We start from the raw sequence: 26,348 nt of genomic DNA on the forward strand, positions 1-26,348 counted from the left end.
GGTAAGTTCCAAAAGTTGAAAACCTGTCGTTTTTAGTCCCTGTCTTAATGTTAAGATATACATAAACATGTGACAATAATCATTGACAGCGCAAATGTCAGCTATTGAACATAGATGTAAGCGTTGTTCATTTAGGCTACAATAATGGACAAAGGAGGCGGAAGTGTTGATTATCGAACATCCTCAGGATCGGAGAGCACGAAGAACGCAGGATGCGATCATCGCTGCGGCAGTGTCTTTAATATTGGAAAAGGGAGCTGATGCCCTGACCATCCGGGATATCACGGAACGGGCGGATTATAATCGGGGAACGTTTTATTTGCATTTTCCCGGCAAACCGGAGCTGCTGCAATTCCTTCTGGAAGATTTCCTGCAAGGATTAGGACAAGCATATGCTACACCTTATGCGAATCTCACAGAAGTGGATATGACCGGACTGTTACCTTCAACTATGCCTGTGTTTGAATATATTGAAACTCACCAGGATCAATTCAAGGCATTGATGACAATGCATGGGGATATGGCGCTGAGGATCAACAATGTGTTCCGAAATTACCTTATGGAAGACTTCATTTTAGTAACCGAGGACAGTGAGCAGGTTATTAATTACGATATCATGTTAAGTTATCTCGTATCCGCAACCGTGGGCGTTGTTATGCATTGGGCGGAAGAGGGGTTCAAATATTCTGCGCATTATATGGGGGAACAGCTGACAGCTCTGATTAACATCAAACCGACCCGCCTCCTGATTGAACCAGGGCAGAAGGGCCGGACGATGCATGAGCGTATGCTGTTGGACTAATACATGCAGATACATGTTTGTGCTGTGTGAATGCGTTCCGCTATGAGGGCATACGTATACCCAAGGTTACCCCGTCATCGAAGTAGATGCAGCGTTTTCCATCTGGAGTAACTGTTCGCGAATAAGCACGGACTCTCCAATCATAATTAAAGCTGGGTTACAGATATGATGCATGATAGCCAGTGTCTGTAACTCGGCAAGTGTACCTGTAACAATCCGTTCTTCACTTGTTGTTCCACGCTCTATCAGTGCTGCCGGTGTATGTCCGGCTTTGCCGTAACGAAGCAACTCTTGCTGAATCTGTGGCAACTGACTGATTCCCATATAGATCACCAGTGTATCTACACTATGCGCAAGCAGATCCCAACGAACGGAAGATACACGTCCATCACTGCCGGTCCCGGTGACGCAGGCAAAAGAAGAAGAGACTCCGCGATGCGTTAGTGGAATCAAAGATGAAGCAGAGGTGCCTACTGCCGAAGTGATACCCGGGATGATCTCATACGGAATGCCTGACTCTGCCAGTACTAGCGCTTCTTCGCCGCCGCGGCCGAAGATGAACGGGTCACCGCCTTTGAGGCGAACGACTTGTTTGCCTTCCGCCGCATGTGACGCGAGCATACGTCCAATCATCTCCTGGCTCATGGAGTGGAGACCGGGAGCTTTGCCGCAGTATATGCGAAGGGCACTCGCCTTTGCTTCGGAAAGTAATTCATCTGTGACAAGCCGATCGTACATAATGACATCAGCGGACTGAATACGTTTCAGGGCTTTGACTGTAATCAGTTCGGGATCTCCAGGGCCGGCACCAATGATACTTACCACCCCCCGGCTCATAGCCGTGTTCCCAGTTTTGACGAAAAAGTTTGAGGCGCGGCAGTATACGCTAGTGTAGTGGCAAAGGCAAGGATGGCCCCCGTCAAGAAACCGCGGATCAACATCTGTACCCGGTTTATCCTGACTTTATGTTCACCAACGTCAACCATGGCTTGTAATACTTCTGCATGTCTAACAAAATCCATAGTGCACCCCTCCTTCTGTCAGTATTGGCTTGTTACAGGCTAACCATTTTGTTACCCTGCAATCGTAATATAGATATCTCCACTAGCTCTGTCTACTTCTGTTTTGTACGTGTTCAAGCATCCATCGTCCGGTTCATGTACCTTGCCGCTTCGCAGATCAATCTTCCAGTCATGCAGCGGACAGTGAACGACTGTGCCGCAGACCATGCCCTCCGATAGCTTGCCGCCCTTGTGAGGGCAGCGATTTTCCACGGCATGCAGGCTGCCGTCACTCAGTTTGAAGACTGCAATTTCGGTATCCTCGACCAGAAAGGTACGAGCCCCCTTTTCATCAATATCGGCCATATGCCCAATTCGGAATTTACTCATCGCTGATCCTCCTCTTCTAGTGAGCTACCGGTTCTGCACCGGACAGTGGGGTGAAGTTTTTACGCAATCTCTCATCTTCAATAATTTCTTTCCAAGGATCTACCGTGTGACCCAGTGTCACTTCCAGACGTTCAACCAGTGCGAGACGTACATCTCGATCTGCCAGAGCTTCCTTTACATGATCCAGACCGACCCGTTCAATCCAGGCCGCTGTTCTCTCATTCCATTTGGCATTCTCTCTATAATATTGCAGGTAAGCGTAAGTCCACTCTTCGACTTCGGCATCCGTCTTCACTGTACATAACAGCTCGGCTGTACGTACCTTCACACCGGCATTGCCTCCAACATGAAGCTCCCATGCACCATCGATGGCTACAACGCCCAGATCTTTAATTGTTGCTTCGGCACAGTTCCGCGGGCATCCCGAGACGGCCAATTTTACTTTTGCTGGAGCGACCATCTTGTCGAGTTTCTTCTCCAGACGAATACCCATCTCAATGGAATCCTGTGTACCGAAGCGGCAGAACGTATTACCTACACATGTTTTTACCGTACGTAAAGCTTTGCCGTAACCGAAACCGGAAGGCATGTCGAGCTCTTCCCAAATTTTCGGCAGGTTCTCCTTCTGTACGCCAAGCAGGTCAAGTCGTTGTCCACCCGTAAACTTCACCATGGGCACATCATACTTCGCTGCAACCGTTGCGATCTTGATCAGTTCCGCAGGTGACGTTACACCGCCATAGATCCGCGGAATAACAGAATACGTACCGTCTTTCTGGATATTGGCGTGGTAACGCTCATTCGTGAATTTGGATACCCGCTCATCCTCATACTCTGTCGGCCAGATCATGCCAAGGTAGTAGTTGAGGGAAGGACGACATTTGGAGCAGCCCTCCGGCTCATCCCAACCGAGCACGTTCATGACTTCTTTGACGGTTTTCAGACCCATTTCTTTGATTTGGGCCACAATTTCATCCCGGTCATACGAAGTACATCCGCAGATACCTTCTTTGGTCTGCTCGCCTACATTGTCTCCGGCATAATACGTGAGCAGTGATTCCACGATTGGTTTACATCCACCGCAAGAAGCTGATGCTTTAGTACAGGACTTAATGGCACCGACAGTGTTACATCCTTTGTTGAGAACAGCATCACCGATGGCAGATTTCGTTACACCGTTACAACCGCAGATGATCTCATCATCGGGCATGGTAGCCATGCGCTCTGCCACAGACGAGCCTGAGCCGGAACTGCCAGAAGGCACACCGAGCAAAATTTCTTTTTCGCGGCCGCTGATATTTTCACCGCTTTTAATCAAGGAGAAAAGAGATGCACCATCGGTCGTATCGCCGAACAACACAGCACCAATGAGCTGACCGTCTTTGATCACCATTTTTTTGTATACACCGTCTACATCATCCTGGATGCGAATGCTGCGTGTTTCTGGCGAGTCTTTGAATTGTCCGGCAGAGAATACATCGACTCCCGAAACTTTCAGTTTGGTTGAAGTGACCGATCCTGCGTATCCATCCGTTGCTGCACCCGCGAGTCTTTTGGCGAGAACCATACCTTGTTCATATAACGGAGCAACGAGACCATACGCGATGCCGCGATGTTCCGCACACTCTCCGACAGCCGAGATACCTGGAATGTTGGTACGCATATAGTCATCTACGATGACCCCGCGATTAACGTCCAGTCCGCTGTTTCGAGCCAGTTCAACTTGTGGACGAATACCCACCGCCATGACAACCAGGTCTGTCTCAAGCACCGTTTGATCGGTGAACCGCAGCGCCTTAACCCGGCCTTTGCCTGTAATCTCTTCCGTATGTTTGTTCAAAAGGAATTTCATGCCCTGCTCCTCCAGCTCACGCTGAAGCATTAATCCTGCAGGCAGATCGAGATTTCGATCCATCAGGTGTCCGTTAATATGAATAACGGTTACGTCCATACCCAGATTCAACAGTCCGCGAGCAGCTTCAAGACCGAGTAGTCCGCCGCCGATCACAGCTGCTTTGCGATACTTTTTCGAGGCATCCATCATCGTTTCACAGTCTTTGATGTCACGGAAACCGATGACCCCTTCTTTGTTCGCACCTGGAAGAGGCAGAATGAATGCTTGTGAACCTGTCGCCATAATCAGCTCATCGTAGGAGGCGTGAACCCCGTTCTGAGATACAACTTCCTTGCGTACGGTATCAATCTGCACGACAGAATCACCCGGATAGACATGGATGCCGTTATCTTCATACCAGCTCCAGTCGTTAATCACGATGTCTTCAATCGATGTTCCGCCTGCCAGAACAGAAGATAGCATGATTCGGTTATAGTTTGGATGCGGCTCTGCGCCAAAGACGGTAATGTCGTACGCATGCGGAGCAAGCTTAAGAATATGCTCAATTGTACGAATACCTGCCATACCATTGCCGACTAGCACCAGTTTTTTCGTTGTACTCATTGTGGTTAGCCCCCTCAGATCCATTTCTGTATACTGCTCACTGCTCTGTCTTTTCCTTATCCTGGAAAATTGAAAAAGCCTGTCATGCCTCGGAGGACTGCGTATACACATACGCTTCCCTTTGCTCCGAATTTGCAAAACAGGCTTCATTGCCGTTTCAACCAGCTACGCCATTGTAACTGTGAGTGATCCTTCGTTTATGGAGTTCTTATGGCTTAACTATAAAATAATGATCTATTCATGTCAATATAGTTAACATAAAAAAGTATTTGAAATTTGAAGTTAATTATGTTTACATGAGTTTAAAGAAAAGTGGAATTGGTAATCGGGAAAAATGATGTTCTATCATACGGATAAGAAAATAACTTCATTATAGTGCACAAAATACATTATTTAATGTAGGAAAGGTGCCATGGTGGAATTCTCTAACCATTTTAAATCCACTTTTATCCAGAAAATATAGGGCGACAAACAACAAAAAATAAAACCTCTATGACGATCTACCTCAAAAACTCCTCTGAGTTAATTCGGAATTTAAAAAATCATGTATATATTTCTTCGTTTTTGTCAGGTAACATGACACAATTATCGCTTTCATGTGTTAATGTAATAAAAGTGAAGGCGGTGTTTGTGTACTAAAATAAGGAGGGATTGATCCATCATGCGATCCATATTGGTCATCCGTGTGCAACCCAATCTGGACAGCTCGTCCGAAGTAATCCCTCTGACACCAGAGAATTTGTTGGGGACCGTTGGTTATCATGTACAGGTCTCGGACAGTGAGACAGAGGTGATGAGGCTAGCCCGTGAGGTGGATGCCTCCATCCTGCACCTGTCTCTAGTGGACGTAGCTTATTGGGTGAACCGCCTGGGAGAGGAGAAGGTAGATACTCCGCTACTCTGGTGGTGTGCCCCGGATACAGCGTCTTCCTCTGCCAACGACTGCGAGGTTGACACTTCGTTTGATGGCATTCTTACACCTTCCATGGCCGGGCCGGAAATCCATTGGACATTGCACTTTGCAGCACGGCGTTATATGGAACGCAAGCAATGGGAGCAAGAGCGGAAGCAGTTGCATTCCAAGCTGGAGGACCGGAAATGGATTGATATGGCGAAGGCCATCTTGTCTGATCTGAAGCAGATATCCGAATCGGAGGCGTATGATCTCTTACGTAAAAAAGCAATGGATGAGCGCAAACGGATGGTTGATGTTGCTACCGCAATTGTGAAGGCTCATCAACTGCTCCAGTCATAATTGAAAGGAGGGTGCTCTATGGATATGTCTCAAATCCTCAGAGAGGTTGGACGTGGAAAGCGAGGTTCACGTGATCTGAATTATGCAGAGGCGCTGAACGTTGCTGAACATATATTGAAACAGCAAGTTTCTCCTGCTCAGACAGCTGCATTTCTAATGGCCGAGCGGATGAAGATGGAGAACGTTGAGGAGATGGAAGCTTTTGTGCATGCATGCAGGAATAGCACGGAGCGTTTCTCTGTATTTCAGGATAGTTTGGATTGCGCCGGTCCTTATGATGGACGAACCAAGTCATTTATGGCTACATATCCCGTGGCATTTGTGCTAGCTGCAGCTGGATTGCCGGTTACTCTTCACGGCAGTGAACCTTTGCCGCCCAAATGGGGAGTTACATTGTCGGTTGTGCTTAGAGAGGCGGGGATGGATACACGCAAGATGAGCCGGGAGGATGCTCTCAGTGCTGCTCGCCACACAGGTGTGATGTATGTTTCCTCCGAAGAATGGTGTGAGCCGCTACGTAGGCTTCGCCCTTTGCGGGAGGAACTGGGTTTTCGCACAGTGCTGAATACAGCCGAGAAACTGATTGATTACAATCATTCGTCATATCTTGTATTTGGGGTGTTCCATAATACGTTTCTGGATCGAATTGCGAAACTGCTTACCCGTTTTCAGTATCAACGTGCTTATGTTGTTCAAGGCATGGAAGGATCAGAGGATCTGTATATTGATCGCCCTACACGTGTATACGCTGTGGAGGATGGCGAGATGAAGCTTGAACTCATAGATCCTTCAATCTACGATCTGGATATGCCTGTGCCCGATATGATCTGGACCGCAGCGAAGCAGGTTGAAGTGGCGGAGAGTGTGCTGCGCGGGGATGGTCATCTCACATTTGTTAATCAGGTGTTGTTAAATGCGGGTTTTCGCCTGTATGTTGCCGGACGTGCCCCATCCATTGAGCAAGGTATATACACCTGCAAGCAGCATATAGAGAGTGGAGCTGCATTCCGCCTCTATCAGCAGTGGTGTGTCTCTATGGGTGGAGAGTTGCCGGATAGCAGAACTGTATCCATCTATCCGGCATCATCTGGCTAACAAGTTGCTTTAAAGTGGTTAAACCGCGTGTTAACTCTCCTGATACACGCATCTTAAGCCTCTCCTTACAGGGGGAAGAAACGCAATACAGCTGCGATCGTGTTGTTGCGCTGTGCTTATCTTACTCCCAAGGGTACGTTACGGTCAGGAAGTTAGCGAACTTTTTGCTCTCTTCCCGCCGTTGTTTCCGCATAGCTGCCCGGTCAGGTGCGGTCTCGTACAGCTTTTTCTCTTCTTCCGTCTCCGGAATGATTCGGGGAACGATTAATTTGCGGTTGTTTTCATCCAGGGCCACAAAGGTCAGGAATGCTGTTGCTGCGATTTTTTTCTCCCCAGTCTTCAGATCCTCACGAATGACTTTCACAAAGATTTCCATGGAACTTCGGCCTGTCCACGTAGCGAATGACTCCAATGTTACAGAATCGGTTGGATTAATTGGGTACAGAAAATCGACAGAGTCAGTTGATGCGGTGACGGTATTCACCCGGCACAACTTGGATGCGGTGATAGAGGCAATATCATCAATGTAGGACATCAGTTTGCCGCCAAACAAGGTGTTATGATTATTGACATCTGTCGGAAACACCCGTGCTGTTTTGTAACAGCGCGTTTCACGTACATACTTTCTCTCCGTTTGATCCATCTCCGTAGGTTTGGGTATCTCTCTCATGTTTCTTCCTCCTTGCAGTATGGCTGCTCTGACTCTATTTTTAATGTAGCATTTCTCAGGTTTTTTTGGAGCTTAGAGGTTGTATACCTAGTATAGGTGTCGGTCAGAATCATATTCAAATGTAGAGTGATGAGGCTCGATCATACAAAAAACCGCCAGGCGCGGACCGGCGCGCAGGCGGTGGAACCTCAATCTGTATATTAAGCCTTAGGTCTGAAAATGCCGGACGGTTTGCCAATCGGCAAGAATGTATAACCGAAGTGAGCATTCAGAACGGAAGCACCCGTACCGTACAGGGACACAATACCAATTCCCATCTCAGCATAAGCTGCAATGGTGTGGAAGATATGTGGTGCTACGCCAAAAGCGTCAAAGGTCAGACCAAGGAACAGGAAATCGATCAGAATGAAAATGATAAGCAATACTTTGTTGGCTTCAACAGCGCCAATCGTCATGAACAAGGTGAAGATCAGATATCCGGCAAAAGCAAATCCAAGCTGCTTGCCATCGGTCTGCTCAGCAAGTGTAGAGCCGAATACGCCCATTTTGATCATCCAGTTGGCGCCCATGGCGAACCAGAAGAAGGCATATGCACCAAAAGCAGTGGTGCCGAACGTGTTATTGCGTTTGGAATCCTGAATACAAGCGAAGAGCTGGGCAAAGGCACCCAGGAAGATTGCCCACGGAATAGCGTAGCTAAGTCCATCGGTAATGCCGAGCTTTTGGGAAGAAGCGACCAGGGTTACAATTGCCAGCCCAAATAATCCCATCGCGCTGGGATCGGCGTTTATGATTTTGACTTTAGTCTGTGACTCGGTTTGCATGGTGTTGATAAGCCTCCAATAATATCAAATCTGGATGATGAGCCTGTATAGGCCATCCTCGGACTTCATTTGGCATCCGCCGGACCCGGACACACATATCGACCTATTGTAACCGAATGCCCCAGTTATGAAAAGGGATTTTATTACCTGAAACGCCGGAAAACGGTTGCTTGTGTGACAGCCAGTTGAATGGGTTACCAATATATCGGGTTTGTGGTGAAAAAAGACGGATAATTACATGTTATTACCAGGCGATTCACGTTAGTATCGAATGGAAATCACATCCGCGTTTCGAGATGTAGTGTAATAGCAGCAGGAAATATGAATTGCGGTGGGAAGGGGGACTAGGGAGCAGCAAGACAGAGGAGACAGAGGAGTAGCGCAGGCAGCAATAGATGTTTTTATAACCGACAAAATGCAAGCGCTTACTTAACTGGTTTATAGCGAGAAAGTCTGTACGTTCCACGATGAAGAAGTGAACAGACAAGATGAAGAAGCGAAGGGATGGGTGTTGATGATCGCAAAAAAGACACGTAGGCTCAGCTTGATTTTGCTTATATCCGTATTTACGATTTCCAGTTTGGGGTGGGGCTCTTTATTTGGTGGGACAACAGCAAGTGCGGCAGAGCCGGATTCAGTTGCTGCGGAAAAAGCCGTTTATCGATATGATTTTGGATCAGGAGCAGTAGCGGATGGATACACCGGTGTAGGGGCAGATGCAGTTTATACATCGGAACGGGGATATGGTTTTGCCGATGTCTCCAAAGTGACGGTGCAGGATCGTGAGATCAGTGATCCAATCAAAACTGATTTTGCAACGTTTGCTGCGGGTGGGCAATTCAATGTGGATCTGCCGAACGGGGACTATACGGTCTCGCTTGTTGCAGGGGATGCTGCCGGAGCGACAGAGATTGCCATCGATGTAGAAAGCATGAACAAGGTGCAGCTGAACAGCAAAGCGGCAGGCGAGTATCTGGAGATGAACTTTGACATCGCTTTGGTGGATGGTCAGATGAATCTGGTATTCTCCGGTGCTGCTGCGAATTTGAATGCACTGGTTATTACCAAGCAAGCTGAACGCGAAGCTGGAAGCAAACCTGTTCTGTATCTGGCAGGGGATTCAACGATGCAGACCTACAATCCGTATTGGGAGCCGCAAGCGGGCTGGGGACAGATGCTGCCTTCCTTTTTTAACGATGCCGTGGAGATCAAAAATCATTCCATTGGTGGACGCAGCTCCAAATCATTTATTTTCCAAGGGCGGTTGGATGAAATTCTGAGAGTGATCCGTCCGGGAGACTACCTGTTTGTACAGTTCGGACATAATGATGCCACGATCAGTGTGCCTGACCGTTATGCTTCGCCAGCCGATTACAAAATCTATCTGAAAACCTACATAGACGGTGTGCGGCAACGGGGGGCAACACCGATTCTGGTGACGCCGATGGGGCGTAGGGACTTTAATGCAAGCACTGGCAAATTCAACGTTTCTTTCCCTGAATATGTGCAGGCAGCAAAAGAAGTGGCGTCCGAAAACAATGTGCTGCTGATCGATCTGAGCAAACTCAGCATCGAATATTATGATTCGATCGGGCCTGAGGCTACGCTGTCGGTGTTCCTGCATGTTGCACCGGGCATCTATCAGGCATTCCCTAACGGAGTTGCCGATAATACGCATTTTCAGGAGTATGGTGCCATTCAGATCGCAAGAATGGTTGCCGTTGCGGTACGTGAACTCGATATTCCACTGGCAGGTGCCGTGCGAGATGCCGAGGTGCCTGCTGAGGTTCCGGTGAAGCCGAGCGGTCTGAAAGCTGGCAGTATTAGCAACGCGGGCGCTGTATTGAAGTGGACAGCGGATGATTCAGCAGATATTTACAAAATATATCGTAAGCTGTCCTCCGAGCCGGCATCTGCGTATACACTTGCCGGAACAGCGACGGTTCCAACCATGACCTTATCCGGCCTTACCGAAGGTGAGACCTATACGGTGCGTGTGACCGCGGTGAATGGTCGCGGTGAATCCGAGCCTTCGGACGAGACGAGTTTCACAACGAAGTCGGCAGCGTATCGATATGACTTTGGCCCGGTAGGCTCTCCGGTCGCGGAAGGGTATAACGAAGTGAATCGGAATACTTTATACACGCCGGAGCGCGGGTACGGCCTGACCTCAACGGCTAATATGACGGATCGGGATCGTGGCAATGCCACGGATGCGCTGCGCCGTGATTTCGTGATTTATTTTGGCGGGAATTATGAATTTAAGGTGGATCTGCCGAATGGCAGCTATTCGGTTAAAGCCTACATTGGGGATTGGATCGGCTCGGCTCGAACGAACGTTAATATCGAGGGTAAGGACTACGGAACCGTATCTTCGGGTACCAAAAATATAGCCGAAAAAGTGATCAACGATGTTCAGGTTCAGGATGGTCAGATGAATCTGGTGTTCAGTGGACAGACCGCGCACCTTAACGGTTTGGAGATCACACCGACTTTTATGGCTCCTTCGCGGCTTCAACTCGATGATCTCGATCTGAACAATGATCCAATCCGTGCAGTATTGTCGTGGGAGGCGGCTGCCGGGGAAGTGCAGTACAACGTCTATCGACAGTCTGCGGGAGCTGTTAAACCGGAATTACTCGCCACGGTTGATGAGCCAGCCTACACGGATAATCAGATCGAACTTGGCATGGATTATGTGTACACGGTAACAGCAGTGGATCAGACGGGAACGGAATCGCTTGCGTCCAATACGCTGAATGTATCTACGATTGATCCAAGTGTAACAAAAGCGGAAGTGCCTTCAGGGCTGACGTTACAAGAGGTTAATAAAAACGATGCTTCCTTCACATGGAGTGAAGCTGCGGGTGCGCGCTTTTACCAGATCTATCGCTCCAAGAACAAGGATGGCGCCTATGAGATGATTGGTCGTACCAAGGAGACTTCGTATAAGGATTCCACCATTCTTAGTACGGTTCCGTATTACTATAAAGTGGCCTCAGTGAACGCAGGCGGTGTATCCGAGCTGTCCAGCGTGCTTGAAACTCCGGTAGCCACAACACTGAACCGGGCAATGGAATATTTGGATCGTGCACCGGTTGCGGTGAAAACGGAGCAAGGCAACTACATTGGCTGGCGCATGCTCGGCCTGGATGCGGAATCGATCGCTTTCAATCTGTATCGTGATGATGTGAAGCTGAACGCAGAGCCGCTGACGGGAAGCACGAACTATACGGATGCCGAGGGTACGGATATCTCTAAATACCGTATTTCGACGGTAGAAAATGGAATGGAGAAGCCGGCGACGAAGGAATTCGGTGTATGGCAGGAGCAATACCTCTCTGTGCCTTTGCAGAAACCTGCTGATGCATATACCAAAGACGGGCAGCCATATACCTACTACGCAGGGGATGCCAGTGTCGGGGATGTGGACGGGGACGGCGAGTACGAAATTGTGCTCATGTGGTCGCCGAATAACGGCAAGGATAATTCTCAAGCCGGAATTACTGGCATTGTATATATGGACGCCTACAAGCTGGATGGAACCCGTCTTTGGCGGATCAATATGGGGCCGAATATTCGGGCGGGGGCACATTACTCACCGTTCCTGGTCTATGATTTTGATGGAGATGGCCGGGCTGAGCTGATGATGAAGACCGCAGATGGAACCGTTGACGGGCAAGGGAAGGTCATCGGGGATGTGAGTGCAGATCATCGCAATAGCTCCGGATATGTGCTGCTGGGTGACGAGTTTCTGACTGTATTCGATGGAGAGACCGGGGAGGCACTGGATACGGTGAATTATGATCCGCCGCGCGGAGATGTTGCTGCATGGGGGGATGGATACGGAAATCGGGTAGACCGCTTCCTTGCGGCTGTAGCCTACCTGGATGGGGAGCATCCAAGTGCCATGTTCAGCCGTGGGTATTATACACGTACGGTGCTTGCTTCTTACGATTTCAGGGATGGCAAGATCAGTCAGGTGTGGCGCTTTGACTCGAACGATGCGGGTTACGGGTCTTATGCAGGCCAGGGGAATCACAACCTGTCCGTAGGTGACGTGGATGGTGATGGCAAGGATGAGATTACCTTCGGAGCGATGGCGATTGATGATGACGGTAAGCCGCTCTACAACACAAGATTGGGACATGGAGATGCCATGCATCTGAGTGACCTTGATCCAACCCGTCCGGGGATGGAGGTATTCGGGGTGCACGAGGATAAAAGTTCGAAATATGGTATGGAGATGCGGGATGCAGCTACGGGTGAAGTACTGTGGGGGGTGTTCACGGGTATGGATACTGGACGCGGCATGGCAGCTGATATTGATCCAAACTACCCGGGAGCTGAAGTGTGGGCTGCTACGATTACCAATGAACAGCATATTCCCATTACCGGACTTTACAGTGCCAAGGGAGAGCTGATCACAACCAAGATTCCTTCCTCGACCAACTTTGGTATCTGGTGGGACGGTGATCTGTTGCGTGAGTTGCAGGACGGTACTCGAATCGATAAGTGGGATTATAAAAACCAGACTACGGTTAATCTGTTGACAGCAACGGGTGCTGCTTCCAATAATGGCACGAAAGCCAATCCAAGCTTGCAGGCCGATTTGTTTGGTGACTGGCGTGAGGAAGTCATCTGGCGCAGTCAAGACAGCTCCGAGCTGCGTATCTATACAACGACCGATGAGACAGACGTGCGGCTTCGCACGCTGATGCATGATCCGGTCTACCGACTGGGTGTAGCTTGGCAAAATGTAGCCTATAACCAGCCGCCGCATACCAGCTTTTATCTCGGGGCAGATATGGAACAGCCGAAAGCACCCAATATTCGCTATGTCGGTGGCCCGCAAGAGCCGGCGAATGTGCCTGGCACACCTGTCTTATCCGATAATAACGGTCACGGGAACGGGCTTAGCGATGGAACATACACCATTACGATGAACATGTGGTGGGGCAATAACGGTACGGAGTATAAGTTGTATGAAAATGGAGTGCTGCTCGATACTCAAAAGTTATCTGCATCTACTCCTTCTGCTCAGAATGCATCTACTTCCATTCAGGGGCGAGCTAACGGCACGTATGTATATACATGTGAGCTAAAGAGTGCTAAGGGTAAGGCGGAGTGCCAACCGCTGACGGTAATCGTTCGTAATGCTGAACCATCGAAGCCTGAACTGTCCCATGACAATTGGGATGGGGATGGCCAGTACACGATCGCGATGAATCTGTGGTGGGGCACTAATGCGACATCATATCGGTTATACGAGGATGGCATAGAGATTGATAGCCAGCCGCTGACGGCATCCACTCCGAATGCGCAGGCTGCCAAGATAGAGGTCAATGATCGTGCTGTTGGGGAATACGAATATGTGGTGGAATGGATCAATGCAAGTGGGAAGGTTACGAGTGAACCAATGCAGGTCCAAGTTACGCACTAATATTCAATGTCCTATCGAACTAATGTGCGAAAGGCCTTCAGCATGACAGACAGGGCAGCTTATCGGACGTAAATTAGATGGTAACAGAGAGCATCTCTCCAATCTTAAAAGGACATCAACCAGGTGTTCGAGATTGGAGAGGTGCTTTTTGGTTTACTTTTATAAAATACACAATTACGACACAACCCAATTCGACGCGGTATAAGCATACGTGGGGTTTGAGTATAGAGTTAGAGCGAGGTGACACCGCGATGTTGCATCTGGTATTTTTCACCAATCTCTATTAGAATGGAATCAGCCCTTTCAAATTTTGGAGAAGCATACAAAACATCCATGTCTCCTATGCCATATGTTAATCCAACTATAGATTGACAGGAAACAATACAATGGAACAGAAATAAGGAGGTATCTGGAGCCATGGTTATGAGTTTGGATTTGAAGAGCAGAATAGAAAAGGCCAGGCATAACCTTCATCAACTGGTAGAGCATAACAAGGGAAGGCTTGGGCATCCCGAAGTCATTCGGCAGTCAATGGCACTGGACGAATTGATTAATGAATATAATCGAATATCCCGGAATCAGACGCGAACGTGATAGCGTATCAATCGGGAATGGAACTATATATAGCAAAGCCTCATCTTATGAATATGTATGGCTTAGGCATACAGCACAGCATACAAAACAAGGAAGGGCATGAAGAGCGCCGGAAGGGTTAACCCTGCAACTACGTGAGGGAGCCCTAACGGCGGATCATTCATGCCTATTTTTGTTCAGTGAAGCATGCGTTTCGCTTCCAGGTACAACACTTGTACGAACTTCTTTGTATTAATGCGGGTCTGAGACAACGAGGGCTCCACGTTGTTTTGCAGTTCGAGCATTTTTTTGCGAATCTCGGTAAAATCAAAAAATTTGGAGGCGTAGTTCTCGAATTTCGGATGTGTATAATCCGTCAAACCAAGAGACACCACATGACTTAATGTCTGGAAAATGGCTCTGCGCACTCGTTGTTCCGATGCTTTCACCTCTTTGGTAATGTCCGCAGCCGAGGCGTCTTTCCCCAACTTACGCTGGGCTACATGCTGGAAGATGTCTTTAAGTGATGGGAAAGTGTATGGCGACAGCTTATGCTCCTCCGTCTCTATCTGCTCCAGATATTCCAGCATGTCCAGCAGATCCCGGCTGCCAGCCTCTCCGATCATGCCCATCTCGGACAGTAGAAAATGGCCTGTGGTGGTAATTGTTTTGTCCGGAACCTGTGCCTGCTTGCGTTCACCTGTCTGCAAGCCCGTCAGTCCTTGCAATGTGCGCTGGATGTCAGCAATAGACTGCTGCATCCGTAATCTCTCCTCGACCAGCCGCAGTACCGATAGAATCTCGAGTCGATTAATCGGTTTCGTAATATAGTACTCAATACCGAGAGAGTAGGCTTCCCCAATCATATTTTTGGACTCAATCTGGGAGATCATCACGATCTTACCTTTGAACCTTCCTTCAAGTGCCCGTACCGTCTGGATCCCATCCTGATGTGGCATTAACAGATCAATCAGCAGGACATCCACCTTATGCAGCTCCAGCAATTCGGCATGAATATGTGCTCCGTCCTCAGCTTCCCCGGCAACGTCACCCAGTCCCTCATCTTCAATAATGTCCATTAGCATGGAACGCACGCCTGGATCATCATCCACGATAAAATAACGCAAATCCGTCACGTCCTTTCCAGTTCATCATGGTGTTACAAACAATTCTCTATGTTAAAAGGCGGTTCGTCTCGCCACAAAAAGCTTGTTTTAATTTACATAATGGCTATCTCAGGCATCTGAGATACCTCTCCTATCATACTTCCATCTTGCTTTTCTGCATAGAAGGTTACACAGAAGCTCACATGTGAGGTTAGGTGACAGTGACTGGATGAGAAAGACGCGTTTTTGAAAAAAATGTACAGAAATCATGTAGGTATTTGTCGATTTCGGTAGGTGTAATTGTAGTATAAGTAACATACATCCGTCTGAGCCTGTTGTTGTGTGAAATGTTGCAAATTTTCAGCTATTTCAAGCATAACATCTGATCAGACATACGGAGTCTCAGGATGAAGAAACGAATGCAGTAGTCTTTTTATAATACATTAAAATAAGGGGCGTATCGATGGAGCAAACAATACAAGATGTTGTCGTCGTTTTCAATGATTTTCTCTGGTCCAAGCTATTAATTATTCTACTCGTTGTGTGCGGAGTCTATTTCACAACCAAAACAAGGTTCATGCAATTCCGTATGATCGGTGATATGGTCAAGGTGCTTAGAGAGCCAAAGAGTAAGGAGCCGGGCAAAATTTCGCCATTTCAGGCTTTCTGTATCAGTATGGCCGCACGCGTGGGAACGGGAAACATTACAGGGATTGCACTGGCTATCGCCCTGGGTGGGCCTGGAGCTGTGTTCTGGATGTGGATTATCGCGATAATTGGATCGGCTTCAAGCTTTGTTGAGAGCACACTGGCTCAGATCTACAAAATCAAGGACAAGGGTGGATTCCGCGGAGGACCGGCGTATTATATGGAGCGGGGGCTTGGGAAACGGTGGATGGGAGTCCTGTTTGCCATTCTGATTACCCTTTCGTTCGGCCTGGTCTTTAACGCTGTACAGTCCAACACCATTACCGTGGCATTTCAGAACTCCTTTGGAACGGATCGCTTAACGGTTGGCATCATTATGGCTGTCGTTTTTGCAGGCATCATTATGGGCGGAGTTAAACGGATCGCAAAAGCGTCAGAGTATATCGTGGTGGTGCTCGCCGTTCTATATATTGGCGTTGCTGCGTTTATTGTGCTGGCAAACATTACTGAACTTCCGGCAATGATCATGCTGATTGTGAAAAACGCCTTCGGCTTTGAACAGATGGCGGGCGGTACACTGGGTGCCGCGCTGATGAATGGCGTTAAGCGTGGATTATTCTCGAATGAAGCCGGCATGGGTAGTGCGCCGAATGCTGCGGCAACAGCCGATACGACTCATCCGGTCAAACAGGGTCTGATTCAGGCGTTTGGCGTTCTGACAGATACGCTGGTTATCTGTACAAGTACAGCCATGATTATTTTGCTATCCGGGGTATATCAAGGTTCTGATCTGGGTGGAATTGAGCTAACTCAGGCTGCGCTCAGTATACACATGGGTTCATGGGCTTCAGGTTTCCTGGCTATCATGGTATTCCTGTTTGCGTTCAGTACGTTGATCGGCAATTATTACTACGGGGAAACCAACATTGAATTTATTAAATCGAACAAGGTGTGGCTTTGGATATATCGTGTTGCCGTCATTAGCATGGTGGTATTTGGGGCGGTAGCGAAGGTGCAGCTGGTCTGGGATTTGGCTGACTTGTTCATGGGGCTGATGGTTGTGGTGAACCTGATTGCCATTCTGATGCTTTCCAAAGTTACCTTTGAAGCATTAAAAGATTACAAGCGGCAGAAGGCCGAGGGACGTGATCCTGTATTCACCCGTGACCGTATTCACATTCCGGGCGAGATTGAATGCTGGGAGTCGGAAGAAGAAGTAACAGGTGCTAAAAAGCTGAATGCGACAGGATAATATGATGCTTTCATTCCAATGATATCGTGTATACGGCATAACAAAACAACAGGACTTGGGCTACCATGATGGCATTCCAAGTCCTGTTTATTACATTTGAAGTCTGTCATAGTAAGGAAGTTAATGCTGACGGGGCAGTATATGTGCTACCTCTATTACATTACTTTTGTACGGAGTAGCTGATTAGCTGTTCCGACAGAGCTTTCATGCGTGCACCCGTGTCATTGAGCTTTTCGATGACATCGGTGAAAGATGCAACCAGTGTTGCTTGTTCCTGCGAGGAAGCGGCAATCTGGGACACTTCGACCTCCATCTGCTTCATCACCTGTTGTACATCTTTCAGGCTGGCATCAATATCGGTCGTTGCTTGTTTTGCATCAACAGAGAGTTTACGTACTTCAGAGGCAACGACACCAAATCCGGCACCCGCTTCACCTACACGTGCTGCTTCAATTGCGGCGTTCAGACCAAGCAGGTTGGTTTGTTCGGAAATTTCACGAATGAAACCAGCAACTTTGTTAATCTGGGTTGAGTTCTGAACAGCAAGCCGTGTATTCTCCAGAATCTGCTCACTGGTAGCCTGCAATTCCTCGGCATGGGCTGCTACGTGCTGTACCATATCGACGAGGTTGCCATTGATGTCTTGATTCTCTTGGATAATGTCCTCCAGTTGATTCTGATTGGACTGGTCATAGGATACACAGAATACAGCCACAACGTTATTATTGTCATCAAAGATGGGAACGTTCAGCGTATCCAGCTCTACTCCAAACACTTCTTTGGGCAATGTAGAGAGTGTAGCATCCCGACCGTTTTTCAAAACGGCATAGTTCTGATAAGAATCGATAAGTTTCATGCCTTTTTCAAATCCAAGATCGAACTTATCTGTCATAATTACATCTAATACTTTCTCGTGGTCATACACGGTCAAGCTGGCTGGCTCCCGCAGGATCAACTTAATATAAGGTAAAGCTTTTAACAGTGCATCAACAATGTTTATGTTACTCATGGAACAGAATCATCCTCTCAATATTTAAATGTAAAGTGAATTGGAAAATTTGCAGAACCTCTATTGTTCATCGGACAAAAATCAGATATCCTGAATGCCTGATTAGATTAAAATCGAACTATTTTCGAAAGTTGTTCCAATTTATTTCCATGTGGTGCGTTTTCATGGATATTAGTTCTAGTTAAGGCTGTTTTTATGCCAATACATACATGCAAATTAAATTAAAATATAGGACATGTGTCCATTTTGAGTATCAGGGAGATTACATTGGAGGTAGGGCTGGATGAAGGAAGTACTGAACTTTGAGTTTATGCGACAGCTTGCCAGAGAGCATGGGTTGGATCAGGTGCTGGACGAAACGGTGCTTGCCGAGCTGCGTCTGCTTGAGGCAGATAAGGGTGAGGTTATTTGTGAAAAAGGGGAACGTCCTGAACGCTTATATTTTCTCGTTCAAGGCAAGCTCAAGATCTTCACAACATTGCCGAATGGCAAGTCACTGCTGCTCAGGTTCAGCACACCGCTCGCTCTAGTCGGAGACTTGGAGCTGGTCAATGGGAAAGAGGCGAACAATACGGTGCAATCGGTGAATCGCAGTTTGCTGCTCGCCATTAGCTACCGTGTCATTCAGAACACCTATGCCGAGAATCCGAAATTCCTCCATTTTATGCTTAGTCAGGTGACACACAAGCTGTACACGTTCTCGAACCTGTCGAGTTTGAACATGTTATACCCTGTTGAGAGCAGGTTCGCCAGTTATCTTTTATCTATAACGGAACAGGATTCAACTGTCTCGGAAGAGATTCAGACATCTAAACTGACGGAGCTGGCCGATCTGCTCGGTACGAGCTACAGGCATCTCAATCGAGTCACTCAGGACTTGTGCAATCGAGATATTATTCGCAAAGTAAGGCGGAAGATCGTCATTCAGAATGTGGAGGAGTTGCGAGCAATCGCAGGAGGCAATATGTACGAGTGAGTTGCAGGAGATAACGTGTACGATTAAGTGTGTGTCTTTGCACCATGAACTGGTCGTTCGCTGACTTACTTTACATTTCTTGTACTCCGCATGCCTCGTTCCCACCCTTGATAGCACAAAAAGCACCCTGGAAGGGTGCCTTTTCATTCGTTATGTTGTGTGTTGGTCTATCTTTCCTATCTATCTTCCCTGCGTATGTTCGATTCAGATGTTTCCTTGCTGCTCGAACAATTGCGCGATTTCTACAATGACTTGTGTGGCTTTTACCATATTATCCACCGATACATACTCGAACTTGCCGTGGTAATTCTCCCCGCCTGTGAAGATATTCGGTGTTGGCATGCCCATATATGAGAGCTGGGAACCGTCTGTTCCGCCTCGAATCGGGCGGATAATCGGCTCAATGTCCAGCCTGGTCATGGCTTCATGCGCGATATCAACGATCTGGCGGACAGGCTCGATTTTCTCACGCATGTTGTAGTACTGGTCATTCATCTCCAGTGTAATACGTTTATCTCCATACTTGGCCTTCAGTTCATTCGTGATGTTTAACAGGTTGGTTTTGCGTGCTTCAAACTTCTCCCGGTCAAAATCACGAATAATATACTGCATCTTTGTCAGCTCAACATCACCTTCCATCGACAGCAGATGGTAAAAGCCTTCGTAACCCTCTGTGGATTCAGGTGCTTCCTCTACAGGTAAGCGTCCATTTAGCTCCATCGCTATTTTCAGCGAACTCACCATTTTGTCTTTTGCCGTGCCGGGATGCACGTTTGTACCATGCACTGTAATTTTGGCCGCAGCTGCATTAAAGCTTTCATATTCCAGTTCACCAAGCGGCCCGCCGTCTACGGTATAAGCATATTTGGCGCCAAAAGCAGCGACATCGAACTTGTGAGGCCCGCGGCCGATCTCTTCATCCGGAGTAAAAGCAACCCTAATCTTGCCGTGTTTCACCTCCGGATGCTCGATCAGGTAAGCCATCGCCGTCATGATCTCGGCAATACCTGCTTTGTTGTCTGCACCCAGAAGCGTTGTGCCATCCGTGGTAATCAGAGTATGACCTTTATACTCGTGGAGTTCCGGGAAGTCTTTAGTGGACAAAATAACATCCAGTTCCCGGTTCAGCACGATATCTGCTCCGTCATAGTTTTCGACAACTTGCGGTTTCACATTGGTCCCCGTAAAATCGGTGGCCGTGTCGAGGTGAGCGAGGAACCCAATGACAGGCACATCCTTGTCCGTATTGGACGGAAGGGTAGCCATCACATAGCCGTTCTCATCCATCGTCACTTCCTGCAATCCAATGGAAGTGCACTCTTCTACAAGCAGCTTGCCCAGCGCCAGTTGTCCTGGTGTGGATGGGCAGGTCTCACTATTTTCATCGGATTGGGTATCCATCTGTACGTACGTGCTGAGTCTTTGAATTAATATATCTTTCAAGTCCAATCTCTCCTTTATGGGTAATCTATAGGTTGAATGCAGGAATGGAACGTCAGGTCTAGTACATGTATAACGTTATAATCCCTTCCAAACACCTTGAATATGCCTGTCCCGTTAGAGTGTACGGTCTTGCCTGTGATTGTGAAGTCCTCTTATGTCTAGGCTGGTGGCAAGATATTCCTTCTGTCGGGATTGTAACGATATCATATCATGTTTTGGCCTAATTTCGAGAATGGTATCCTACTGAAGGAGGAGATTGAAGTGGAACTGGGACCGGGACGGGTGTCGATGGAAGGGCACCAAAAAGTGCGTACTTGAATTTTCGAACCTCAGGTTCATAATAGCTATGAAGAAAGGATGTGTTTAGAACATGCCATTTATCACAGTGAAGATGCTGGAGGGCAAAACAAAGGAGCAGAAGCGTCAGTTGATTGAACGAATGACCGAGGTCGCTTGCGAGACATTGGATGTGGAAGCAAGCAAGGTTTTTATTTTCATAGAGGATCTGGAGAAAGATAACTACGGCAAAAACGGCAAAATGTTCTCGGATCTGGATGCAAACTGAGTGCGCGAAAGAAGTGAGTGATGTGAATGATGTAGCGAGTGCTAACGATCAGGAGAAGCCTTATTTGGGCGGATTTAGCCATCGCCAAGCTGAACTACAGAACAGGAATAGGAGTTGTATGAACCATGACAGAGCAATTATTTTCACCCTATCAATTCAAAAGTCTACAGTTGCACAACCGTGTCGTTATGGCGCCGATGTGCCAATATTCGGTTACAGCCAAGGACGGCATCCCGAATGACTGGCATCAGGTTCATTATGTAAGCCGTGCTGTGGGTGGAACGGGACTGATTATTATCGAGATGACGGATGTCGATCCGGATGGACGCATTACAGACAATGACCTCGGCATCTGGTCAGATGAACATATTCCAGCCTTCACCAAGCTGGTGGAGGGAATGCATGCCTACGGCTCTAAAGTAGCGATCCAGATCGCACATGCAGGGCGTAAAGCAGAGGATGCGCCGCAGCCGGTAGCGCCTTCTGTTGTAACGTTTCCGGGAGAAAAGTATAAGGAGCCGCGCGCGTTGACCACCGAAGAAGTGGAAGGCATGGTGCAGAAGTTTGCAGATGGTGTGCGTCGCGCGGTTCAGGCGGGTGTGGATGCAATTGAGCTTCATGGTGCGCATGGTTATCTGATACACCAATTTCATTCTCCGCTGATGAATCACCGCGAGGATGTGTATGGACAGGATCTGTCTCGTTTTGGTGTAGAGGTGATTCGTGCGGTGAAAAAAGAAATGCCTGCTGATATGCCGCTAATTATGCGAATATCTGCAATGGAATATGCTGATGGTGGATATGACCTTGATCATGCCATTGAGATTGGCCGTGCCTATCAGGAGGCGGGAGTGGATGTGTTCCACATAAGTTCAGGCGGTGAAGGGCCATCCGGTCAGCGTAAACCTGGAAACTATCCAGGGTATCAGGTTCCTTTTGCCCGTCGTTTCCGCGAGGAACTGCATGTGCCAGTAATTGCTGTAGGCATGTTAGAAGACGCAGCGTTGGCTCAGGCCGTCATCGGTAATGAGGATGCTGAACTGGTGGCAATTGGCAGAGGTATGTTGCGTGACCCGTACTGGGCTAATCATGCGGCACTTGAGCTGGGGGTTAGCAAGGATCAGGCGGCAATTGCCGAGCAATATTCGCGTGGGTATTAAATCTGAGGTAGATAGCCGTCCCAGTATGAGTAAGAGTGTGGTATGAGAATAGAGTAAGTAGTAAGTAGTAAGTAGTAAGTAGTATGGAGGGTTCATGTACGCAAAAAGGTTGCGGAGAGCGCTAACGATCAGTGGATTCAGCATTTGCCCTGAACCTGACGTAGCTTCGAGGATGTGTCCATTGCAATACTTCAGCAGATTGCTATAAAATTCAATGTCGTTTCCCAAGGGGTTCGCAGTGCTCTCAGCAAGCATCGCCCAAGCTCCAGGCTTCTCCCCAGTTTTTCTGGTTGGAGGAAGTCTGGGGCTTTTTGGTTGCAGGCTTTTGCACAAAAATGCCTGTAAAGTCTCTTTATTTTGTTGAAAAATGAGCTAAAACTGTTCATGAACTATTTCCGTGAGCCTCGGAAACGTGTAACATGGATCTATAGAAATAAATCGACAAAAAGTGATATCTCTCGCTGCTTTGAGGACGGAAGGAATACATAGATGAGAAAACACTGGATCATGCTGACGCTAAGTTTTATATGCGTTGTTCTGCTTCCGCTAGGATGGATCGCCCAGACATGGATCAGCGAGCGGAATAATCCGCAGGTGACCAAGGGGCATATTGATCTGCGTCAATGGGATTTCAGCGAAGAAGGTGCGGCCTCACTGAACGGAACCTGGGATTTTTACCCTAGCGAGCTGTTAGGGCCGGAAGACTTTAAAGCCGATTTGTCAGGTCGAAGGCCGCTTCCGAATTCGCAGAATATTCAGGTTCCGTCAAAATGGAATACATCGCTGGGACAGGCTCAAGGATATGGGACGTATCACTTGCAAGTGAAGCTATCCCCCCGGCACATGAAAAACCGCTACGGCATTCATACCCAGAATATACGCATGTCTCATCGCATTTTTATTAACGGAAATCTCATAGGTGGTATGGGCTCTCCTGGGGTAACTGAGGATTCTGACCGTCAGATGAATCTGCCGTTTACAGGATTCACGTCCATTGATGGCGATACAGCTGACATCATCATTCAAGTAACCAATTACAGCTATGCTTCAGGAGGCATTGTTGCACCCGTCCTATTCGGAGATGAGAGCAGTATTCTTCGAAGTCAACAGTTGGACTGGCTTAAGGATCTGCTGACCTTGATTGGTTTTATTCTGCCTGCTGTTTTTTTCCTGGTGTTGTTCAGGCTGCGGCGCAGTGAGAAAGAGCTTCAATTTCTAGGACTGTTTAGTCTCTCGGGGGCGTTGTATGCTCTTACACATGGAGAGAAGCTGCTAGCTACAATTGTTCCGCTGTTGACGCACGATATGATGCTTCGTCTGCAGCTTCTAAGCGGAGCGTTCTCGTATTATTTCTTGCTTCGGTATCTGTCTGTATTAGTGCCGGGGGCAGTGCATGGTTGGTTTGTGCGTCTTGGTCTGATTTTGCTTATTATTCAATCGCTTATAGGCGTTACTTTGCCACCCGAGTTATTTTCGACTTTTGAACTGCCCATGCTGCTTATCTCTTTATCTGTGTTGCTCTATGCCATACGAACGATGATTCATTGGTCGCGCAAACAGACAAACGACAGCCACTTTGCACTTGTTGGTCTAATGAGCATTATCATGGTTGTTGTGTTATTTACGATTGGGGCATTCGTGGCGGTAGATACTGCCTTTCTCGCACTGCTTGAGCTTCTGTTGTTTGTACTCCTTCAGATGGTCGTTACGGCCGTTCGGTTTGCACAGGCATTCCTTGAAGTGGAAGCTCTGTCGGAGCGTCTGCTGGTAATCGACAGCCTCAAGGATGAATTCATGGCGAATACCTCACATGAGCTGAGGACACCGCTTCATGGCATCATTAACATTGCCGAGTCAATGCTGGAGGGAGCAGCCGGGGCTGTTACTCCAAAACAAGCCAAAAACCTGTCCATGATCACCGCTACAGGCAAACGTTTGTCACTGCTAGTGAATGATATTCTGGACTTCTCCAAACTGAAAAATAGTGAGATTGAATTAAAGCGGGTTCCTGTTGATCTGGAGTCAGTTGCCCGAACAGTGGTTGAGGTGTCGGGTTTTACGTTTGAGGACAAGCCGATCGTGCTCATCCAGCAATGGCCTGATGCATTGCCGCTGGTAGAAGCGGACGAGGATCGGCTTCGGCAGATTCTCTATAATTTGCTGGGTAACGCTTACAAGTTCACTGAGCATGGCGAGATACGACTGTATGGCTCCGTTGAAGGTGAGATGGTCAAGGTATCTGTTGCGGATACTGGTGTGGGCATTGCACCAGAGAGGCTGGAAGATATTTTTCAATCCTATGAGCAAAGCAATGGAACCATGGAACGGGCTTATGAGGGAACTGGACTGGGTCTCAGTATCACGAAAAAACTGGTTGAGCTGGGGGAAGGTGAAATCTGGGTCGAATCAGAGCCGGGTGAGGGATCCACGTTCCATTTTACGTTGCCTATAGTGAAGTTACCGCTGCTACAAGAACAGGCTGGTCCCGCTCAGGCCCGTTATGTGACAACGCAAGGAAAAAAGACGAATGGTTATGTTACTGAGGATTTGCAAGACTCGAGTCCATTGCATGAGCAGGATGAGAAGCGTGCGGGGGAACCAACGATTCTGATTGTAGATGATGACCCTGTGAATCGGCATGTACTTTTGAACTTGCTATCCACTGAACGTTACCGGGTACTTGCAGCAGATAGTGGTTTCAAAGCGATAGAGTTGTACGAACAAAACCCATCTATTGATCTGGTCATTACGGACTGGATGATGCCCAAAATGTCCGGCCCTGAACTCTGTCGCAAGTTGCGGGAGCAGCGTTCGTTGTCCGAGCTTCCCATTCTGATGCTGACTGCTCGTGGATTGCCCGAAGATATCCGGCACGGCTTTCAGGCGGGAGCGAATGACTTTTTGAGTAAACCAGTAGATGCAGGTGAATTGCGAGCGCGGGTTCGAACCTTGATTGAGCTTCGTACTTCTGTACAGGACACGATTCGGACGGAGATGGCCTTTCTCCAGGCGCAGATTAAACCCCATTTTCTCTACAATGCATTAAATGTAATTATTGCAACTTGTGCGGTGAACCCGGATAAGGCAACGGATCTGCTCATTGAATTGAGTCATTATTTGCGAGGCAGCTTTGACTTTCAGAATAGAGAACAACTGGTGCCTTTGTATAAAGAGCTCGAATTAGTGGAGTCCTACGTTCATCTGGAACAGGCCAGGTTTGAAGACAGGCTCATCGTCAAGTATGAAGTGCAGCCAGATATTCGGGTATTTCTGCCTCCTCTCACGATTCAACCGCTTGTGGAGAATGCTATTCGTCACGGGGTCATGGAGAGAGCGGCAGGCGGTACAGTACGACTTCATATTTTCCAGAATGCGGATGATGTCATCGTTCGGGTACAGGATGATGGTGTGGGCATTCCTCCTGACCGGATGGCTCAGGTAAAATCAGGGCGTACCGAAGGGCCGGGAGGGGTAGGGCTGCAAAATATCAATCGTCGCCTCATGTCGCTCTATGGACATGGATTGGAGATCCAGAGTCATGTGGGAAGTGGTACACAGATCCAATTTCATATTCCGCTGAACCAGGTTCATCATTTTACATGAGGCATGATTTAAAGCGATTGGGTAATAGTGGTTAACAACCGAATTAGCGGATGCCGATATAGTGGGTGTCCATAT

Annotated in this window: 19 protein-coding genes; 10 read left to right on the forward strand and 9 right to left on the reverse strand. The window is 48.0% G+C overall.

All coding sequences use genetic code 11. From position 1 onward, the window contains the following. Positions 1-166: 166 nt before the first annotated feature. A complete protein-coding gene (locus ACR8BL_RS17965; protein ID WP_434748872.1) occupies positions 167-802 on the forward strand; it encodes a TetR/AcrR family transcriptional regulator in 636 nt (211 codons plus the stop codon). A 66-nt stretch (positions 803-868) separates the two neighbouring features. Here ACR8BL_RS17965 and cobA read toward each other — a convergent pair whose 3' ends face one another. From cobA to nirB, 4 genes are read right to left on the reverse strand one after another with little or no spacing between them, the layout of a single operon-like run. Beyond that, positions 869-1,639 carry a uroporphyrinogen-III C-methyltransferase gene (gene cobA / locus ACR8BL_RS17970; protein ID WP_434748873.1) on the reverse strand — a complete coding sequence of 257 codons (771 nt, stop codon included), beginning with the start codon at positions 1,637-1,639 and terminating at the stop codon, positions 869-871. Beyond that, positions 1,636-1,824 (reverse strand): hypothetical protein, encoded by a 189-nt coding sequence (locus ACR8BL_RS17975; RefSeq protein WP_434748874.1) that lies wholly within the window; start codon positions 1,822-1,824, stop codon positions 1,636-1,638. Before ACR8BL_RS17975 ends, cobA begins: the two co-directional genes overlap by 4 nt. A gap of 51 nt (positions 1,825-1,875) precedes the next feature. Next, complete coding sequence (gene nirD / locus ACR8BL_RS17980; RefSeq protein WP_434748875.1) at positions 1,876-2,193, reverse strand: nitrite reductase small subunit NirD; 318 nt, start codon at positions 2,191-2,193, stop codon at positions 1,876-1,878. 16 nt (positions 2,194-2,209) lie between these two features. Then, entirely contained in the window at positions 2,210-4,651 is a 2,442-nt protein-coding gene (gene nirB, locus ACR8BL_RS17985; RefSeq protein ID WP_434748876.1) for a nitrite reductase large subunit NirB, read from the reverse strand. Between the two features lie 661 nt (positions 4,652-5,312). Between nirB and ACR8BL_RS17990 the strand changes: the two genes are divergently transcribed. Continuing rightward, positions 5,313-5,906, forward strand: a complete 594-nt coding sequence (locus ACR8BL_RS17990) for an ANTAR domain-containing response regulator (RefSeq protein ID WP_434748877.1) — start codon at positions 5,313-5,315, stop codon at positions 5,904-5,906. An 18-nt stretch (positions 5,907-5,924) separates the two neighbouring features. Continuing rightward, positions 5,925-7,001 carry an anthranilate phosphoribosyltransferase gene (locus tag ACR8BL_RS17995; protein WP_434748878.1) on the forward strand — a complete coding sequence of 359 codons (1,077 nt, stop codon included), beginning with the start codon at positions 5,925-5,927 and terminating at the stop codon, positions 6,999-7,001. 121 nt (positions 7,002-7,122) lie between these two features. Here ACR8BL_RS17995 and ACR8BL_RS18000 read toward each other — a convergent pair whose 3' ends face one another. Together ACR8BL_RS18000 and ACR8BL_RS18005 are read right to left on the reverse strand one after the other, a co-directional pair. After that, a complete protein-coding gene (locus tag ACR8BL_RS18000; protein ID WP_434748879.1) occupies positions 7,123-7,671 on the reverse strand; it encodes an acyl-CoA thioesterase in 549 nt (182 codons plus the stop codon). Positions 7,672-7,871: 200 nt separating this feature from the next. Next, the gene (locus ACR8BL_RS18005) at positions 7,872-8,495 is read right to left on the reverse strand and encodes an acetate uptake transporter (protein WP_434748880.1); all 624 of its coding nucleotides are present in this window, start codon (positions 8,493-8,495) and stop codon (positions 7,872-7,874) included. A gap of 475 nt (positions 8,496-8,970) precedes the next feature. Between ACR8BL_RS18005 and ACR8BL_RS18010 the strand changes: the two genes are divergently transcribed. Further along, the gene (locus tag ACR8BL_RS18010) at positions 8,971-13,938 is read left to right on the forward strand and encodes a fibronectin type III domain-containing protein (RefSeq protein WP_434748881.1); all 4,968 of its coding nucleotides are present in this window, start codon (positions 8,971-8,973) and stop codon (positions 13,936-13,938) included. 417 nt (positions 13,939-14,355) lie between these two features. Next, on the forward strand, positions 14,356-14,532 hold the full coding sequence (locus tag ACR8BL_RS18015; RefSeq protein ID WP_434748882.1) for an aspartyl-phosphate phosphatase Spo0E family protein: 177 nt from the start codon (positions 14,356-14,358) through the stop codon (positions 14,530-14,532). 176 nt (positions 14,533-14,708) lie between these two features. Here ACR8BL_RS18015 and ACR8BL_RS18020 read toward each other — a convergent pair whose 3' ends face one another. Further along, positions 14,709-15,638, reverse strand: a complete 930-nt coding sequence (locus ACR8BL_RS18020) for a response regulator (RefSeq protein WP_434753162.1) — start codon at positions 15,636-15,638, stop codon at positions 14,709-14,711. A gap of 442 nt (positions 15,639-16,080) precedes the next feature. Between ACR8BL_RS18020 and ACR8BL_RS18025 the strand changes: the two genes are divergently transcribed. After that, positions 16,081-17,517, forward strand: a complete 1,437-nt coding sequence (locus ACR8BL_RS18025; protein WP_434748883.1) for an alanine/glycine:cation symporter family protein — start codon at positions 16,081-16,083, stop codon at positions 17,515-17,517. 160 nt (positions 17,518-17,677) lie between these two features. Here the strand turns inward: ACR8BL_RS18025 and ACR8BL_RS18030 are convergent, their stop codons facing one another. Next, on the reverse strand, positions 17,678-18,526 hold the full coding sequence (locus ACR8BL_RS18030) for a methyl-accepting chemotaxis protein (protein WP_434748884.1): 849 nt from the start codon (positions 18,524-18,526) through the stop codon (positions 17,678-17,680). 283 nt (positions 18,527-18,809) lie between these two features. Here ACR8BL_RS18030 and ACR8BL_RS18035 point away from each other — a divergent pair, with 283 nt between their 5' ends. After that, complete coding sequence (locus tag ACR8BL_RS18035) at positions 18,810-19,502, forward strand: Crp/Fnr family transcriptional regulator (protein ID WP_434748885.1); 693 nt, start codon at positions 18,810-18,812, stop codon at positions 19,500-19,502. A gap of 204 nt (positions 19,503-19,706) precedes the next feature. On the opposite strand, the gene pepT is transcribed toward ACR8BL_RS18035, so the two are convergent. Beyond that, complete coding sequence (pepT, locus tag ACR8BL_RS18040) at positions 19,707-20,945, reverse strand: peptidase T (protein WP_434748886.1); 1,239 nt, start codon at positions 20,943-20,945, stop codon at positions 19,707-19,709. Between the two features lie 370 nt (positions 20,946-21,315). Here pepT and ACR8BL_RS18045 point away from each other — a divergent pair, with 370 nt between their 5' ends. From ACR8BL_RS18045 to ACR8BL_RS18055, 3 genes are all read left to right on the forward strand, one after another. Next, positions 21,316-21,510, forward strand: coding sequence for a 2-hydroxymuconate tautomerase (locus ACR8BL_RS18045; RefSeq protein ID WP_434748887.1), 195 nt, complete (start codon positions 21,316-21,318; stop codon positions 21,508-21,510). A gap of 125 nt (positions 21,511-21,635) precedes the next feature. Next, a complete protein-coding gene (locus ACR8BL_RS18050) occupies positions 21,636-22,670 on the forward strand; it encodes an NADH:flavin oxidoreductase/NADH oxidase (protein WP_434748888.1) in 1,035 nt (344 codons plus the stop codon). Positions 22,671-23,159: 489 nt separating this feature from the next. Then, a complete protein-coding gene (locus ACR8BL_RS18055) occupies positions 23,160-26,273 on the forward strand; it encodes an ATP-binding protein (RefSeq protein ID WP_434748889.1) in 3,114 nt (1,037 codons plus the stop codon). The last annotated feature ends 75 nt before the right edge of the window (positions 26,274-26,348 follow it).

This window comes from Paenibacillus amylolyticus (genome assembly GCF_051136285.1).
Lineage (GTDB): Bacteria > Bacillota > Bacilli > Paenibacillales > Paenibacillaceae > Paenibacillus > Paenibacillus amylolyticus_F.

Coding starts and splice junctions, on each gene's coding strand:
- cobA (WP_434748873.1), bottom strand. CDS start 1,639: ATGAGCCGGGGGGTGGTAAGTATCATTGGTGCCGGCCCTGGAGATCCC.
- ACR8BL_RS17975 (WP_434748874.1), bottom strand. CDS start 1,824: ATGGATTTTGTTAGACATGCAGAAGTATTACAAGCCATGGTTGACGTT.
- nirD (WP_434748875.1), bottom strand. CDS start 2,193: ATGAGTAAATTCCGAATTGGGCATATGGCCGATATTGATGAAAAGGGG.
- nirB (WP_434748876.1), bottom strand. CDS start 4,651: ATGAGTACAACGAAAAAACTGGTGCTAGTCGGCAATGGTATGGCAGGT.
- ACR8BL_RS17990 (WP_434748877.1), top strand. CDS start 5,313: ATGCGATCCATATTGGTCATCCGTGTGCAACCCAATCTGGACAGCTCG.
- ACR8BL_RS17995 (WP_434748878.1), top strand. CDS start 5,925: ATGGATATGTCTCAAATCCTCAGAGAGGTTGGACGTGGAAAGCGAGGT.
- ACR8BL_RS18000 (WP_434748879.1), bottom strand. CDS start 7,671: ATGAGAGAGATACCCAAACCTACGGAGATGGATCAAACGGAGAGAAAG.
- ACR8BL_RS18005 (WP_434748880.1), bottom strand. CDS start 8,495: ATGCAAACCGAGTCACAGACTAAAGTCAAAATCATAAACGCCGATCCC.
- ACR8BL_RS18015 (WP_434748882.1), top strand. CDS start 14,356: ATGGTTATGAGTTTGGATTTGAAGAGCAGAATAGAAAAGGCCAGGCAT.
- ACR8BL_RS18025 (WP_434748883.1), top strand. CDS start 16,081: ATGGAGCAAACAATACAAGATGTTGTCGTCGTTTTCAATGATTTTCTC.
- ACR8BL_RS18030 (WP_434748884.1), bottom strand. CDS start 18,526: ATGAGTAACATAAACATTGTTGATGCACTGTTAAAAGCTTTACCTTAT.
- ACR8BL_RS18035 (WP_434748885.1), top strand. CDS start 18,810: ATGAAGGAAGTACTGAACTTTGAGTTTATGCGACAGCTTGCCAGAGAG.
- ACR8BL_RS18045 (WP_434748887.1), top strand. CDS start 21,316: ATGCCATTTATCACAGTGAAGATGCTGGAGGGCAAAACAAAGGAGCAG.
- ACR8BL_RS18050 (WP_434748888.1), top strand. CDS start 21,636: ATGACAGAGCAATTATTTTCACCCTATCAATTCAAAAGTCTACAGTTG.
- ACR8BL_RS18055 (WP_434748889.1), top strand. CDS start 23,160: ATGAGAAAACACTGGATCATGCTGACGCTAAGTTTTATATGCGTTGTT.